Source organism: Anaerococcus vaginimassiliensis, assembly GCF_900626155.1.
Taxonomy (GTDB): domain Bacteria; phylum Bacillota; class Clostridia; order Tissierellales; family Peptoniphilaceae; genus Anaerococcus; species Anaerococcus vaginimassiliensis.
The window spans coordinates 909,243-922,091 of sequence record NZ_LR130844.1; the positions used below are offsets into that span (position 1 = coordinate 909,243).

Below are 12,849 nucleotides of genomic sequence, written 5' to 3' on the forward strand. Positions count from 1 at the left end.
CTGTCACTAAAAATATGAAAAAATAGTTTGAATTTATGTACCACTTTCATGAGCGTAAGCGAATGACGTGAGGATCTACAGCTTATACTTTGGGTTCTCCTTGACTGCGAATTACAAACTCGAGATTCCTCGTCGCTTACTTCGTTTGCTCTGTCGGAATGACGTATTTGGGGGAATCGAATTATATCAAACTAATTCTCTTTAATAAAATTAAAGCTGAAATTATAGAAAATTATCCCCCCAAACCCGTCATCCTGAGGAAGGCTTTAGCCTGACGTGAGGATCTCCAGTTTATACTTTGGGTTCAATTTGACTGCGAGGTATAGACTGTAGATTCCTCGTCGAAACCTATCGGTTTCTCTGTCGGAATGACTGTATTAGGAGAGTATCATTGCCCACGAAATCAATCGTTCTTATTTTTTTCTAATATTTTCCCCACTTAAAAAGCCTCGCTTATAGCGAAGCTTTATTTTTATACAAATATGTTTAGTCCCAAATCTTGGGAGAGGATTTTGAATAGTTCTTTTCCTCTGATGGAGTTTCCTGTTTTGTCGAGTCTTGGTGAGTAGACTCCTAGGCCGCACACTCCTGGGACTACTCCTACTATGGCTCCTGATACGCCAGATTTTGATGGGATGCCTACGTTCATTAGATAGTTGCCGGAGTTTTCGTACATGCCGCATGATGCCATTTGGCTTACTACTAGTTGGACTACTGGTTCTGGTATTAGCATGCTTCTGTCTTCTATGTCGTAGCCTTTGTTGGCAAGGAGCGCTCCCATGGTGGCAAGTGCTGTTATGTTTGTGCCAATGGAGCATGCTTTTACATAAAGCTCTAGGACTTCTTCTGGATTTTGGTCAAATATGCCCTTGCTTTTTAGATAGTAGGCTATGGCTTTGTTTCTGTCTGTTGTTTTCATTTCTGAGTGAAAGACATCTTCCATCAAGTGGGCATCGGGATATTTTGCCATGCCCCTGTAGGTGTTTAGGATTCGTTCGAATTTCTCGTCGTTGTCCTTTCCGACAATCATTGATGTTGTTGTGATGGCACCTGCATTTATAAAGGGATTGGCTGCGGTATCTCCTATTGGTACTAGGGAATTGAATTCATATTTGGTTGGCTCGCTTCCAACCTTGCCGTAGACCTCGCTGGGGTTGTTGTCTGTAAGAGCCATGATTAGATCAATGACCTTGGATATTGATTGGATAGAAAAAACTGCCTCGGTGTCTCCGTAGTTGAAGCTTTCACCATTTGTTGTAACTAGCGAGAAGGCAAAGTTGTCGCTATCTACATTTAGTAGTTCGGGAATGTATGCGGCAGCTTCGCCTAGACCTATGTAATCCTTGCTTTTTTCTATAGCGTTTAATATTTTTTCATTAATTAAATCTCTGTTGTATAACATAAATTCACCTCTCTTATATGATACCCTTTATTAGATATGTTTTAGATGTACAATGATTAAAAGGAGTGATTATGAGAGTTATAGATATTTTCACCCAAGAAGATTGGGTTAGAACATATGATTTCTATGAGGATTTTACCTCATCAGCTTATTTTGATACTTTAAAGAAAGCCTACGAGGATTTGAATGAGGATATCCTCTTTGTATCTAACATTCACGGTAAAGATCACATAGAAAGAGTGATTTTCTTTGCGGTTTTATTATCCTATGCCTACAAGCTTGACGCTACTGATACCAATATTTTGGTAAATGCAGCAAGCCTTCACGATACTAGAAGGGTAAACGATGGTTGGGATACTGAGCATGGCAAGAGAGCTGCCCTTGATTCTATAGGATATGCTAATGGAATATGTGATAGTGATAAGGCGATTCTACAAGGAGTTATAGCCTGCCATTCTTGTGATGATAAGCTTATGGATGATACAATGAAGGAATTTGTAGAAGATGAAAGTGATATGGATAGGGCGATTAGACTTGCCAAGTTCTTTAAGGATGCTGACGGCCTAGATAGGGTTAGGATTAACCACCTAGACCCAGCTTATTTAAGAAATTCTTACTCCAAAGACCTAGTTGATTTTGCCTACGAATTTTATGACAAATTTTAGAAAAATCTCCCAAATAATTAGCCTTCTGTGTTATAATATATATAGAATAAAATTGGGAGAGATAAAGTGAAGTTAAAGAATAAATTATTGGCAGGTTCATTAGTATATTTGGGGATAATGGCAGTGGGCACACAAACATCCCACGCAGATCAGATAATCCTAGATAGGGATAAGACTGAGGGAGTTAATATTAGAAGTGAAAGATCCAATGACGCTTCTATCCTTGGTGGAATCGAAGATTATACAAGATATGATATCAAAGCAGAAGATGGCGATTGGTATCAAATCGAATATGACGGTGAGGCTGCCTTTGTTGGCAAAGATTGGTTTTATAGGATAAATGATGCCAACCTCATAAAAGATGCTGATTTAAAAGCTGAGGCAAACAAAGATAGCGAAAATAGCATTGCCTATACGCTTAAAAAATCAACCAAGGTCAATGTTCTAGCTTTTGATGATGAAACAAATTACGTAAAAGTGAGTTACAATGTAGATGATGCAATAAACAAGGGCATCAATCTTAAGGATAAAAAAGAGCTTGAAGAAAATGACAAGGGAGAAAAGATTGGCTACCTACCGCTTGATAGCCTAAGCATAAGCAAGAAGAAAAAAGAAGACCTTGATAGTCTAAAAGAAACTTACAAGAAACTAAACGAATCAATAGACAAGTACAATGAAATAGACGCAAGAAATAAGGAAGAAGAGGAAACCTACGAGGTAATCTATGTAACCTACTTTACTGATGAAGACGGCGAGGTCATAGACAATGACTCATCAGAGCTAGGCAAAAGCATATACAACTACGCCCTAGACTATGTAGGAAGTCCTTATGTATTTGGTGGAGTATCTAAAACAAACGGGATAGACTGTTCTGGACTTGTCCTAAGAACCTTTGAAAACTTTGGACTAAGCCTACCTCACAGTGCAAAAATGCAAGCAGAATACGGCGAAACCATTCCATTTGGTATGGAACAAGCAGGAGACTTGGTATTCTTCGGATCATCCTATGCCGACATCTACCACGTTGCAATAGCAGATGGTATGGGCAATATGGTCCACGCAGCAAGCCCAGGCCAAGGAGTAATAGTAAGCCCAATATACGATCCATTCGTAATAAAAAGAATATTTGAATAAGAAAACCCCAAGCTAGAAAGCTTGGGTTTTTAGGTTGGCATTTTATAAGGGATTAAATGAAATTGGGGATAGCAAGAGAGGAAATAATTTACTAAGACCCCGCCATTGCTTAGGGGATTTTTTGAGGTGAACGTTAGTAAATTGTTGATTGTTAAACTCGGTAATTTCTAATGGGACTTTTCACAGCGAGTGATAGTGAACTTACGACCGTCACTGTCATTCCGACAGAGCGAGGGACGAGCGACGAGGAATCTCCAGTTGGTACCTCGAGCAATGTTGAACCCAAAGTATACACTGTAGATCCTCACGTCGCTTCGCTCCTCAGGATGACGGGTTTTAGAGAATGTTATTTTCGTAATCCTGTCATTCCTAATGGATCTTTTCACAGTGAACGTAGTGAACTGCTGACATTAAAATACGTCATTCCGACAGAGAAACCGAGAGGTTTCGACGAGGAATCTCCAGTCGGTACTTCGTAGTCAAGTGGAACCCGAATCATAGACTGTAGATCCTCACGTCGCTTCGCTCCTCAGGATGACCGGTTTAAAGGATTAATGGCTCCATTAAAGATGACTCTTTGGAATATTATCATTCTCTCAAACTTGTCATTCCTAATGGGTCTGGTCACAGTGAACGTTAGTGAACTGATGACAGCCCTTAATCAAGGCTTTTCGAGGTGAGCCGTAGGCGAATCCGAAAACTACTGTCGACAGAGAAACCTTTAGGTTTCGACGAGGAATCTCCAGTCTGTACCACGCAGTAAAGCAAAACCCGAATTACCTACCATTCCAAACTAAGGTCTTTCCACTTGCTGTTTGATTCGTTAATCAAATCTAACTTTTTATCTCTACGATAGGCTTTAATTTGTTTTTCTCTTGCTATGGCGGATTCTACAGATTCACTTATTTCGTAGTAGACAAGCTTAGTGGTGTTATATTTACTCGAAAAGCCATCCACTAAGTGGTTTTTATGCTCGTATAGTCTTCTTTCAAGATTGTTGGTGACTCCAGTGTAAAGGACTTTATTTGTTTTGTTGGTTAGTATATAGACGAAATACATATGACTTCCTTTTTTGTTTTATTATACTTGTAACTTGATAAAAGTATGAGCGAGCTATGGAAATTTCAGTTATATTTCGAAGTTAAGTGTAATTCGTATAACTACTGTAGATCCTCACGTCATTCGCTTACGCTCATTCCTCAGGATGACTGTTTGGGGGTGTTATTTTATAATTACTATTACCATTCTATTAAGTATTGCAGGTTTTAAGATATCTTTATCCTCAATCCCGTCATTCCGACAGAGTGAAGCTGGTATAATGATTTCAAACAAATTCCTTAATGACAAAGGAGAGAGATTATGCCAAAAGACTTAAGAAGAACATTTGACCCAGAATTCAAAATAAACGTAGTAGAAATGCATTTAAAGGCAAACAAAAGTATAAGAGAACTATGTGAAATATATGATCTAGATAGGCAAACAATCCATAGATGGAAAAACCAATATCTAGAAAAAGGAAAGCAATCATTCACAAATAAAAATGTAATAAATGAAAAAGAACTAGTAAAACTTAGAAAACAACTAGACGATCTTAGAATGGAAAATGAAATATTAAAAAAAGCCAACGCATACTTTGCTCAAAAGAAAGAGAAAAGATAGACTTTGCCCTAGAAAAACTAAAAGAATATCCCGTAAGCAAAGTATGCAAAACATTAGAAATAAAGAAGACAAACTATTACTACAGGAAAAAACACCCATTAAACAAAAACTTTCGTAAAGAAGAAAAGAAAAATGTAGAAAAAGCATTCTACGAAAACTTTGGAACTTACGGAAGACGAAGACTTAGAATATACCTAAAAAACCATGGTATAAAAATGTCTGAAAACAAAATAAGCAAGATACTAAAAGAGTTAAAATTAGAAGCAAGATATAAGAGAAACAAAATTAAAAACATTCACACAAGCAACAACACAAAAGAATATAGAGCAGAAAACAAACTAAACCACCTAAGCAAAAATGAAAGAGACCAAGAAATATGGTCAATAGACTTCACAGAAGAAAAAATAGCAAACAAAAAAATATACATATGTGTAACAATATCAATAAACACAAGAATGATAGTAGGCTACACAATAAGCAAGAAAAATAACAGCCAAGTAGCAATAGAAACAATAGAAAAAGCCATAAACAAATACGGCATACCAACAATGATATCATCAGACAGAGGCAGTCCATTCGTAAGCAAAACATACCATGACACTTTAAAAGAATACAAAATAATCCAAAGTATGTCACGCCCAAGAAAAGCAGTAGACAATAGATATATAGAGACACTATTTAACAGCATGAAAACAGAAATAGGAAAAACAGACCACTTAAAAATGGACGAATACATCAGAATAGTAGAATATTGGATATACTATTACAACACCCAAAGACTCCATAGTTCAATAGGATATATAACTCCCTTATCCAAATATGTAAAAACCCAATATAGTGAAGAAGAAAAATATGACCAAATAAAGAAAATCCTCACTGAGAGTGAGTTTGTTGAACTAAACTCAAAGTGAGGTAATAAACTGTCACTAAAAATATGAAAAAATAGTTTGAATTTATGTACCACTTTCANAGTAGAATATTGGATATACTATTACAACACCCAAAGACTCCATAGTTCAATAGGATATATAACTCCCTTATCCAAATATGTAAAAACCCAATATAGTGAAGAAGAAAAATATGACCAAATAAAGAAAATCCTCACTGAGAGTGAGTTTGTTGAACTAAACTCAAAGTGAGGTAATAAACTGTCACTAAAAATATGAAAAAATAGTTTGAATTTATGTACCACTTTCAGNTATAGTGAAGAAGAAAAATATGACCAAATAAAGAAAATCCTCACTGAGAGTGAGTTTGTTGAACTAAACTCAAAGTGAGGTAATAAACTGTCACTAAAAATATGAAAAAATAGTTTGAATTTATGTACCACTTTCAGTGAGTGACGAGCGACGAGGAATCTACAGTTGGTACCTCGAGCAATGTTGAACCCAAAGTATACACACTGTAGATCCTCACGTCGGTCCTCCACGAGCCGGACGGGCTAGTTGCTCCTCGACGGTAGTTTTCGGATTCGCCTGCGGCTCATCTCGAAAAGCCTCGATTAAGGAGTTTCATCAGTTCGTTTCACTCACTGTGACAACTCCATTAAGGATGACGGGTTTTGAGGATTGTAATTTTGAAATTTATATTACCATTTCATTAAGGATGACAGGTTTTGGGGGGATTGTTATTCCCTTAATCTTGTCATTCCGACAGAGCGAGGAACGAGCGACGAGGAATCGCGAGTTTATACTACGCAGTCAAATGAAACCCAAAGGATAAACTGTAGATCCTCACGTCGCTTTGCTCCTCAGGATGACTGGATTGGAAGATTTTCCCCTCAAACCTGTCATTCTGACAGATCGAGGGACGAGCGACGAGGAATCTCCATTCTATATCAATTATTCCACAAATATTTCCATCCACAAAAAAACTGGCTCATTTTTAGCCAGTTTTTTTTGATATTACTATCTATTTTCCTTCTTTTTTGCTTGCTTCAAGGATTGCTTTTTGGAGGAGGTCGTTGTAGGCGTCGTAGGCTTCTATGTTTCCGTAGAAGTGGACTCCGTCTGTTCCGTAATAGAATTCTGGGTGGTCCATGGCGAGCTCTTCCCAAGGCATGTAAGTTATAAATTTATATTTTTCGCTTACTTTTTTCATGGCTTGGCTTACCCTGTGAGGTTGGTCGTATCTACTATCGTAACATGAGATAAAGATTAGTTTTTTTCCTTTTGGTAGATCTTTTACTATTTTTTCTAGACTTTCTTCTGGATCTTCTACGGCGTTTGTGCCAAGGGCTATTGCAACTATATCGCCTAGGTTGCCTTCTTCATCTATTTCTTTTATGATTTCAGGGGCTTTTTCTAAGAGCCTGCTTCCTTCGGCGTCGACATAGGTTCCGCCTATAGTTTCTTCTATATATTCTCTGTTTCCTAAGAGAACGGAATCAGCTAATATAGTTGTACTTATTGCCTCATCTTTGATAACCTCGTTTGGGTAGTCATTTTCTATGATGAAGTTGTCTAGCTTTTCCTTATCTTTCTTGATTTTTCCAATATCTTGGTTAATAGATGATAGCCAGATTTGCTTTTCTAGGCTTACCATATCGTCTGATGCTAGTGTTAGACTGATGGATGTTACAAAGGATATGATAATAACAGCTACTAGGGTTATTATCCTCGCTATATCAGGTGGGTTTTTCTTAAATGATAGATATCCAATTTCTTCTCCCCTAAATAGTGGTTCAAAGATATGGTGGTTTATCATTACCAAAACAGCTGTAATTATTATAGTTAATACTAGGGCAGATGGCTTGTTCATTAGGCTTGATGTTATGACATATACTGGCCAATGCATGAGATAGATTGAGTAGGTGTAAGGAGAAATTTTCTTTACAGCTAGAGGATCTCTTGCGTTTTCATCTGAGTAGGCTGCAAGGATTATCATAACTGTTGCAAGGTCAGTTATGAAAAACCCTAGGATGTAGGTTGTTTTCATCTCGTAGGAGAGGAAAAAGGCAAGGATTGTTATTAGGGAAAATGCTATGGCGCTTACAGTTTTGTAAGGGATTTTCCTAAATCCAAATCTTTTGACAAAGCAAGCCACAAAGGCACCTAGGAAAAATGATGACAACCTTGTAAAGTCCGCAAAATATATAAAGGAAATATTTTTGCCAAGACATGTAAGTACAATTGTTAGAGCAAAAGTGATTAGGTAAAGGATCAAACTTATGGCAAAGAACCTGTTGGAGAAGGTCTTTTTCACATTATTAGCCTTTTCACTTCTCTTGTATATAAATTTAATCAAAAGTGGCCAGAGGAGGTAGAAGTGAACTTCTATCGCCAAAAACCAAGTGTGTAGGAAAAGATGGCTTATAAATTGGGATTCGTAGGAGCCTCCTGTTAGGATTTCATAATAATTGCTGGTAAAGGATAGGGCAGCTAAGACTTGGTCAAAGTAATGGACTGTGTAATCTCTATTTACAAAAATTGCCATGAGGCTAACGACAAAGACCATAAACAAGACTCCAGGATAGATCCTCCTGTATCTTTTCTTGTAATAAGTTTTAAGGTCTATATCATCTGTCTTATACACTTCGTTTAGGAGGTGAAAGCTTACCAGAAAGCCTGATAGGACAAACATGATGTTTACCCCGAGAAATCCTGCTGGCAAGAATTCCTTGAAAATATGATAGATGACGACAAGGCTTATGCCAAAGACCCTTAGGTTGTCAAGTCCTTTAATTCTCATCGGAATCTACCTCCTTCCACTTATCTTTCTCTTTGACAAAGACTCTACCATTGTTGTATTTTATGGTGACTGTATCACCCTTTTTGATGTAATAGTAGTCCTTGCCAATAAAGATTCCGTCATTTACAAATCTACCATTTGAAAAATCGCCCTTATATAGTCCGTCCTTAGTAGCGAGGACGCCACTACCTTCAAACTTGTCATGGACAAGCTTTCCTGTATAGGTCATATCGTCATTTACCTTGTAGGAAGTAACTTTTTTTGTATCAGGTTTTATTAGAATATACATGCCAGCTACGATCATAAGTCCTAGGCTAAACTTGGCAAAGTATTCCATAAACTTCTTGTAGTCCATATCAAATTTCATTTAGGAAACCCTCCACGTCAGCGTCACTTGTCCTAAAGGTTGTAACGAGCCTTACTATATAATAGGAATCTTTTTCTTCCATAATTTCAAATTGAGAGATTTCCTTACAGTGGGAAAGGTCCTTGCTAGCTACCTTTACAAATACTTGGTTGGACTCGAAAGGATAGGCAAGGTGATAGCCTCTTTTTTCTAGACCTGCGGCAAGCTTTTTCGCTTGTTTGTAGGCTATCTTTGATCCTTTAAGGTAAAAATCATCTTCGCTAAAGACCCTCTCCCACATGATGCCTGAGATAAAGCCTTTGGCAAGCATGGCGCCTTTTTGTTTGATAAGCTTTAGAAAGTCACTTTTAAGCTCGTCATTAGTTATAACTAGAGCCTCGCCAAACATAAAGCCAGCCTTAGTTCCACCTAAATAAAAGATATCGCACATTTTAGTTAAGTCAGCTAGGCTATAGTCGCATTTGTCAGAGGCAAGGGCAGCTGCCATTCTCGCTCCATCTATAAATAAATACATGTCATTTTCCTTGCAGAAATCATAGATATCCATAATCTCAGCTTTGGTATAGACCTCGCCAAGCTCTGTAGTATTTGATATATAGACTTTCTTAGGTTTAGTAGTGAATTCATTGTTGAAGTTTTTGATTTCTCTTTCTAGTAGACTTCTACTAAGTTTACCTGTAGGAGAGCTAATTAGTTCTACCTTGATACCACAAGCTTCGATTGAACCTGCCTCATGGCCTTTGATGTGACCAGTATTAACTGCAAATACCGAATCTTGGGCACGCATACCGGCTGACACACCTAGAATATTAGCAGGTGTTCCGCCTGGGATAAAGTGGATATGGCAAGATTCATCGTCCAAGGCTTTTCTTATTAGCCTTCTGGCATTGTCACTGTGACTATCAAAGCCATAGCCGATATTTTTCTCATCTAAACAAGATTTCAAACTATCTAGGATTTCTGGATAGCAAATTGAATTATAATCATTAACAAAAAAATACATAGATACTCCTTTGTCTATATTATATCAAAATAGGTCATGTTTTTGAACTTGACCTAGGCTTAATTGTTGGTATATAGAAAAGGGGAAAATATGTAAATATTTAAATTTCAATATTTCATAAGAAATCCCCTTAAATCTATAAAAAAATATTAAAAAAAACGTCATTTGATATTGATTATTGTTTCAGATTGTGATATATTATTCCTAGATAAGGGAACAATATATTTTATTTATATTGTAATATATCTAAAATTTACTTGTAAATTTACATAGATTGGAGTGCATATGCCAATAACATTATTGAATGAAGGTGAGAAAGCGGAGATTATTTCCATTAAGGGAACCGATGCTACCAAAAAACACTTGAGTAACTTGGGTTTCGCTAAGGGAAGAGTAGTAAGCCTTCAAAAATTTGACGGAGTGAACTATATATTCGTTATTGATGATAATCGCTTTGCCTTGAGCAAGGATTTAGCAAAGAGAATTATAGTTAAGGAGATAAGATGAACACATTAGATAAGATTGAAGTTGGTTCTACAGTAGTAGTTGAAAAAATCCTTGGAGATTCCCCTACTAAAAGGAGAATTATGGATATGGGTATTACCAAGAAGACCGAAATTTTTGTAAGAAAGGTAGCCCCCTTGGGAGATCCTATCCAAATAAATATAAGAGGATATGAGCTAACTATTAGAAAAGAAGATGCGAAAAATATTAGGGTGGAAGAAAAATGAATTATAAAATAGCACTTGCAGGTAACCCTAACTCAGGAAAGACAACTCTTTTTAATGCCTTGACAGGATCAAACCAAAGAGTTGGTAACTGGCCAGGAGTTACTGTTGATAAAAAACAAGGAAATCTTAAGGGTCATAAGGACATTGTTATAGAAGACCTTCCAGGAATCTACTCACTTTCACCATATACTTTGGAAGAGGTAGTAAGTAGACAATACTTGGTAGGTGAAAAGCCTGATTTGATTATTAACTTGGTTGATGCGTCAAACCTTGTTAGAAACTTATATTTGACAAGCCAGCTTATGGAACTAAATATTCCAGTAATTATAGCTTTAAACATGATGGATGTTGTTGAAAGTAAGGGAGATAAGATTGATGTAGATGCTTTTTCTAAACTACTTGGATGTCCAGTTGTTAAGACTGTTGCGTCTAGACAAAAGGGTGTCGATGATTTAATCAAGACAGTTATAAAAGAAAAAGATAGGAAAAACAAACCAATCAAACTTAAATATAATGATGATGTAGAAAATGCTCTATCTGAAATTGAACAAAAGTACACAACAAACTTAGACAATGATTTATCAAGATATTATGCAATTAAACTTTTTGAAAATGACGAAGAAACATTAAAACATTTGTCAATGTCATCAAATGACCTTGCTGAAATCGACAAGATGAGAGATAAGATAGAACAACAAGAAGAGGATGATGCAGAAAGCATTATCACAAGCGAAAGATATGAGAAACTTGAAGAAATCTCATCAGAGATCTTAGTAAAGGCTAAGCCAAAACTTTCTCTAACCGACAAGATAGATAAGATTGTTACAAGCAGGATTTGGGGTCTTCCAATATTTGCCCTAGTAATGTTCTTAGTTTACTTCTTGGCAGTATTTGAAAAATCTCCAGGAACATTAGGTACAGAAGCCGTAAATGGATTCTTTGAGGAAAGTTTAATTCCTTGGGTACAAGCAGGAATGGAAGCTGCGAATATCCACCCAGTCCTAACAGGTCTTGTAACAGATGGAGCACTTGCAGGAGTGGGAGCAGTATTAGGATTCTTGCCACAAATGATGGTGCTATTTGCTCTATTAAGTATCCTAGAAGATATAGGATATATGGCAAGGGTTGCCTTTATCATGGACAGACTCTTCAGAAGATTTGGACTTTCAGGAAAATCTTTTATCCCAGCAATGGTAGCAACAGGATGTGGGGTACCAGGTATCCAAGCATCAAGGACAATTGAATCTGATAGGGATAGGAAGATTACAATCATGACATCAACCTTTATGCCATGTTCAGCTAAACTTCCTGTAATAGCCCTAATCGTAGGAGCCTTCTTCAAAGAGCATGCAGCTCTAGTATCATTCTCATTTTATATGATTGGTATAGCAAGCATAGTTGTATCTGGAATAATCCTTAAGAAATTCAAAGAATTACAAGCAGATCCTGCACCTTTTATAATGGAATTACCTCCATACCACGCACCTCGTGCAAAATCAGTCCTTACAGATGTCTACAACAAGTCTAAGGCTTATGTAAAGAGAGCAGGAACAATAATTTTCTTATCAACAATAGTTATTTGGCTCTTATCTAACTTTGACTTTAGACTAAACTTAGTAGAAGCCGAAACAGAAACATCAATCCTTGCAAGAATAGGATCAGCTATTGCAATAATATTTAGGCCAATAGGATTTGATTCATGGCAAGCAACAGTTGCTACAATCACAGGATTTGTAGCCAAAGAAAACGTAGTAGCGACTATGGGAGTAGTTCTAGGACTAGGAGCAGAAGTGACAGAAGAAAGTCAAGAACTTCTCATGGCCTTCAATCACGCCCTAGCTACACCAGTAGCAGGATATTCCTTCCTACTATTTAATATGCTATGTATGCCTTGTTTTGCAGCAGTTGGTGCAATCAAGACTGAAATGGCAGATAACAAATGGACAGCTATAGCCATAGGATATCAAATGGGATATGCCTATGTTATATCCCTAATATTCTATAACCTTGCAAACTATATTGCTTATGGAATATTTAATATTTGGACAGTAGTCGCTCTAATAGCTCTAGTTGGCTTTATCTACCTATTGGTAAGAAAACCAGACAGCGAGAAAAAAGAGATAAACTACGAAACTAGCAAGGTAAAAGCATAAAAAAATTCGCCCCGTTAATTCGGGGCTGGAATTTAGATAGATAGA

Annotated in this window: 13 protein-coding genes; 8 read left to right on the plus strand and 5 right to left on the minus strand. The window is 36.9% G+C overall.

What is annotated here, in order from left to right; all coding sequences use genetic code 11:
• Positions 1–472: 472 nt before the first annotated feature.
• Positions 473–1,402: a glutaminase A gene (gene glsA / locus E0D87_RS04580; RefSeq protein ID WP_130819526.1), complete on the minus strand. Its 930-nt coding sequence runs from the start codon at positions 1,400–1,402 to the stop codon at positions 473–475.
• 71 nt (positions 1,403–1,473) lie between these two features.
• Here glsA and E0D87_RS04585 point away from each other — a divergent pair, with 71 nt between their 5' ends.
• Both E0D87_RS04585 and E0D87_RS04590 read left to right on the plus strand, forming a co-directional pair.
• The gene (locus tag E0D87_RS04585; RefSeq protein WP_130819527.1) at positions 1,474–2,067 is read left to right on the plus strand and encodes a hypothetical protein; all 594 of its coding nucleotides are present in this window, start codon (positions 1,474–1,476) and stop codon (positions 2,065–2,067) included.
• Between the two features lie 66 nt (positions 2,068–2,133).
• Positions 2,134–3,201 carry a C40 family peptidase gene (locus E0D87_RS04590; protein WP_130819528.1) on the plus strand — a complete coding sequence of 356 codons (1,068 nt, stop codon included), beginning with the start codon at positions 2,134–2,136 and terminating at the stop codon, positions 3,199–3,201.
• 780 nt (positions 3,202–3,981) lie between these two features.
• Here E0D87_RS04590 and E0D87_RS04595 read toward each other — a convergent pair.
• A complete protein-coding gene (locus E0D87_RS04595) occupies positions 3,982–4,260 on the minus strand; it encodes a GIY-YIG nuclease family protein (RefSeq protein WP_130819529.1) in 279 nt (92 codons plus the stop codon).
• A gap of 300 nt (positions 4,261–4,560) precedes the next feature.
• On the opposite strand from E0D87_RS04595, the gene E0D87_RS04600 reads away from it, so the two are divergent.
• The 3 genes from E0D87_RS04600 to E0D87_RS04610 are packed head-to-tail and all read left to right on the plus strand — an operon-like array spanning position 4,561 to position 5,999.
• Positions 4,561–4,860 carry a transposase gene (locus tag E0D87_RS04600; protein WP_130819524.1) on the plus strand — a complete coding sequence of 100 codons (300 nt, stop codon included), beginning with the start codon at positions 4,561–4,563 and terminating at the stop codon, positions 4,858–4,860.
• On the plus strand, positions 4,857–5,771 hold the full coding sequence (locus E0D87_RS04605) for an IS3 family transposase (protein WP_242618469.1): 915 nt from the start codon (positions 4,857–4,859) through the stop codon (positions 5,769–5,771). The genes E0D87_RS04600 and E0D87_RS04605 overlap by 4 nt, the downstream gene beginning before the upstream one ends.
• Positions 5,772–5,807: 36 nt before the next feature.
• A complete protein-coding gene (locus E0D87_RS04610; RefSeq protein WP_130819530.1) occupies positions 5,808–5,999 on the plus strand; it encodes an integrase core domain-containing protein in 192 nt (63 codons plus the stop codon).
• Between the two features lie 772 nt (positions 6,000–6,771).
• Here E0D87_RS04610 and E0D87_RS04615 read toward each other — a convergent pair.
• From E0D87_RS04615 to E0D87_RS04625, 3 genes are read right to left on the minus strand one after another with little or no spacing between them, the layout of a single operon-like run.
• The gene (locus E0D87_RS04615; RefSeq protein ID WP_130819531.1) at positions 6,772–8,550 is read right to left on the minus strand and encodes an acyltransferase family protein; all 1,779 of its coding nucleotides are present in this window, start codon (positions 8,548–8,550) and stop codon (positions 6,772–6,774) included.
• The gene (locus E0D87_RS04620; RefSeq protein WP_130819532.1) at positions 8,540–8,917 is read right to left on the minus strand and encodes a hypothetical protein; all 378 of its coding nucleotides are present in this window, start codon (positions 8,915–8,917) and stop codon (positions 8,540–8,542) included. The genes E0D87_RS04615 and E0D87_RS04620 overlap by 11 nt, the downstream gene beginning before the upstream one ends.
• Positions 8,907–9,920, minus strand: coding sequence for a threonine aldolase family protein (locus E0D87_RS04625; protein WP_130819533.1), 1,014 nt, complete (start codon positions 9,918–9,920; stop codon positions 8,907–8,909). The genes E0D87_RS04620 and E0D87_RS04625 overlap by 11 nt, the downstream gene beginning before the upstream one ends.
• A gap of 285 nt (positions 9,921–10,205) precedes the next feature.
• Between E0D87_RS04625 and E0D87_RS04630 the strand changes: the two genes are divergently transcribed.
• Genes E0D87_RS04630 through feoB form a run of 3 tightly spaced genes read left to right on the plus strand, consistent with a single transcriptional unit; the run spans position 10,206 to position 12,804 of the window.
• Positions 10,206–10,427 carry a FeoA family protein gene (locus E0D87_RS04630; RefSeq protein ID WP_004833876.1) on the plus strand — a complete coding sequence of 74 codons (222 nt, stop codon included), beginning with the start codon at positions 10,206–10,208 and terminating at the stop codon, positions 10,425–10,427.
• Positions 10,424–10,651 (plus strand): FeoA family protein, encoded by a 228-nt coding sequence (locus E0D87_RS04635; RefSeq protein ID WP_130819534.1) that lies wholly within the window; start codon positions 10,424–10,426, stop codon positions 10,649–10,651. Before E0D87_RS04630 ends, E0D87_RS04635 begins: the two co-directional genes overlap by 4 nt.
• The gene (gene feoB / locus E0D87_RS04640) at positions 10,648–12,804 is read left to right on the plus strand and encodes a ferrous iron transport protein B (protein WP_130819535.1); all 2,157 of its coding nucleotides are present in this window, start codon (positions 10,648–10,650) and stop codon (positions 12,802–12,804) included. The genes E0D87_RS04635 and feoB overlap by 4 nt, the downstream gene beginning before the upstream one ends.
• Positions 12,805–12,849 lie beyond the last annotated feature (45 nt).

Excerpts from the sequence above, each read along its gene's own strand:
- glsA (WP_130819526.1), bottom strand. The coding sequence starts at position 1,402 with ATGTTATACAACAGAGATTTAATTAATGAAAAAATATTAAACGCTATA.
- E0D87_RS04585 (WP_130819527.1), top strand. The coding sequence starts at position 1,474 with ATGAGAGTTATAGATATTTTCACCCAAGAAGATTGGGTTAGAACATAT.
- E0D87_RS04595 (WP_130819529.1), bottom strand. The coding sequence starts at position 4,260 with ATGTATTTCGTCTATATACTAACCAACAAAACAAATAAAGTCCTTTAC.
- E0D87_RS04600 (WP_130819524.1), top strand. The coding sequence starts at position 4,561 with ATGCCAAAAGACTTAAGAAGAACATTTGACCCAGAATTCAAAATAAAC.
- E0D87_RS04615 (WP_130819531.1), bottom strand. The coding sequence starts at position 8,550 with ATGAGAATTAAAGGACTTGACAACCTAAGGGTCTTTGGCATAAGCCTT.
- E0D87_RS04620 (WP_130819532.1), bottom strand. The coding sequence starts at position 8,917 with ATGAAATTTGATATGGACTACAAGAAGTTTATGGAATACTTTGCCAAG.
- E0D87_RS04625 (WP_130819533.1), bottom strand. The coding sequence starts at position 9,920 with ATGTATTTTTTTGTTAATGATTATAATTCAATTTGCTATCCAGAAATC.
- E0D87_RS04630 (WP_004833876.1), top strand. The coding sequence starts at position 10,206 with ATGCCAATAACATTATTGAATGAAGGTGAGAAAGCGGAGATTATTTCC.
- E0D87_RS04635 (WP_130819534.1), top strand. The coding sequence starts at position 10,424 with ATGAACACATTAGATAAGATTGAAGTTGGTTCTACAGTAGTAGTTGAA.
- feoB (WP_130819535.1), top strand. The coding sequence starts at position 10,648 with ATGAATTATAAAATAGCACTTGCAGGTAACCCTAACTCAGGAAAGACA.